The organism is Oleiphilus sp. HI0067 (genome assembly GCF_001635735.1).
Map to the genome: position 1 here is coordinate 1 of NZ_LWFI01000987.1, position 1,931 is coordinate 1,931.

Below are 1,931 nucleotides of genomic sequence, written 5' to 3' on the forward strand. Positions count from 1 at the left end.
GGTTGCCGTTTCAGCCACATTCTTAAGGTCCTTGATCCCAGAGACAAGGTCTACCAACTGGGCAACAACTTTACCGCCAACATCACCGTCGTCACCTCCCATCGCTTTGTTTCGCAAGAAGTCGCGCTTGATTTCTTCCCAGCGCGACGACTGCTCTTCGGTCATGTTGCCTCGAAGCTCTGCAAGCTTAAGCAAATTATCTTCAGCCCCTGAGGTTAATAACTGCGCCTCACCAAGGTAGTGATCCTGAATCATTTGCATCAGCTCATCTTCATTCATCACCGCAGAGAGTTTCTCAGCCATCTTGTTCATATTCCGATAACTACCTTGAAGCTTAAAACTAGGCTCCGTTCGATACTTATCGTTTTGTGCTGCAGAGGCGATGTATTGTTTGTTAATTTTGAGTACTACATCTTGAATTACGAACATCTTCTTCAAGATCTCTGTGATCTCATTAATCTCAGCACCACTGTATTGATGACTCAAATCTGTGGCGGCGACATCCTTGCCTTTTGCCATATCGATCAACTTGTAGATGTCATCCATTTCTCTCACCGCAAGAGGTGCGAGCACATTATTGGAGGTCATTGAGTTCTCGATATAACTCAGCGCAAACTGCTCGTCCATACCACCCAAAATATCACCCAAGTTGTAGATATCAGCACGGTTAGCAAGCATGTCCGGTACTTTGAACGCTTCCCCTGATTCGGTATAAGGGTTACCGGCCATCACTACACAGAACTTGCGGCCACGCATGTCATAGGTTTTTGTTCTGCCTTTCCAAACGCCTTCGATACGACGCGTTCCATCACAGAGTGAAATGAACTTCTGCAAGAACTCAGGATGGGTATGCTGAATATCATCCAGATACAGCATCACGTTATTACCCATTTCCAAGGCCAAGTTAAGCTTTTCCAACTCTTGCCTAGCGGTGGCGTTAGGCGCTTGCTGAGGATCCAATGACATAACGTCATGCCCCAGTGAAGGACAGTTGATCTTCATAAAGATCAGACCCAATCGATTCGCCACATATTCCATCAAGGTTGTTTTACCGTAACCGGGAGGCGAGATCATCATGAGAAGCCCCATGAGATCAGTACGTTTGTTTTCGCCCACCGTTCCCATTTGCTTAGCGAGGTTATCCCCGATCAAAGGCAAATAGGATTCGTTAATTAAACGGTTTCGAACAAACGAACTCAGCGGACGCGCTTTAAACTCTTCAAGACGCAATGCATCGCGCTCTTCTGAGATGACTTGCTGGCGAACCTTTAAGTAGTGATGATAGCTTGGTACAACCACATTGAGATGGTGAGACAGTCTCTGTAGAAAAGCATCTAAGCCAAACTGGATAGTCTGATTGGAAATTAAACGATGATCTCCCAATAAGCCTTCAATTTTAAGCTCTAGATCCACACTGCTTGTTCTGCGATTTACTTTATCGCCAACATTTAGCAGCACGATTGCTTCGGGAATATAACGTTGAAGTCGATTAGTTACGGATGCGTTATCAGAATTTCTATTTGAAGAACCTCTAGAGGCCTCATCGGCGCCTGTTTTGTCTTCTAATAGAGCATGTAACCATGCTTCCGTTAGTTTCCACTGCTCGCTTGGCAAGCCATCTAGCTTATCGAGCGATATCGCGTATTGATCCCAAGTTTTATCATCCAAAGTACGCTTTAGCTCATCCACTAAATCAATTGCGTATTGACTGCCAACAAACTCTACTTGATCGCGAGCGAGCTCTTCTACCAAATAGGATGCAGCATGTTCAATCATCAATGAATCGGTATCGATTGGATGTCTTTGAACAAACAAACCGATATAAGATCGAACCTCTTCTGATAGAAGCACCAAAGCTTTACTGCTAGAAAATACAGACCGCATATGGACTGCAGACCGAGCTCGCTCGGGCCAGGTCAGCAATGCTTCTT

General features: G+C 45.2%; 1 protein-coding gene. It reads right to left on the reverse strand.

All coding sequences use genetic code 11. From position 1 onward, the window contains the following. Window positions 1-1,884, reverse strand: a 1,884-nt coding sequence (locus A3739_RS12855) for an AAA family ATPase (protein ID WP_231877073.1), incomplete at its 3' end; no start/stop codon positions are given. Between the last annotated feature and the right edge of the window lie 47 nt (window positions 1,885-1,931).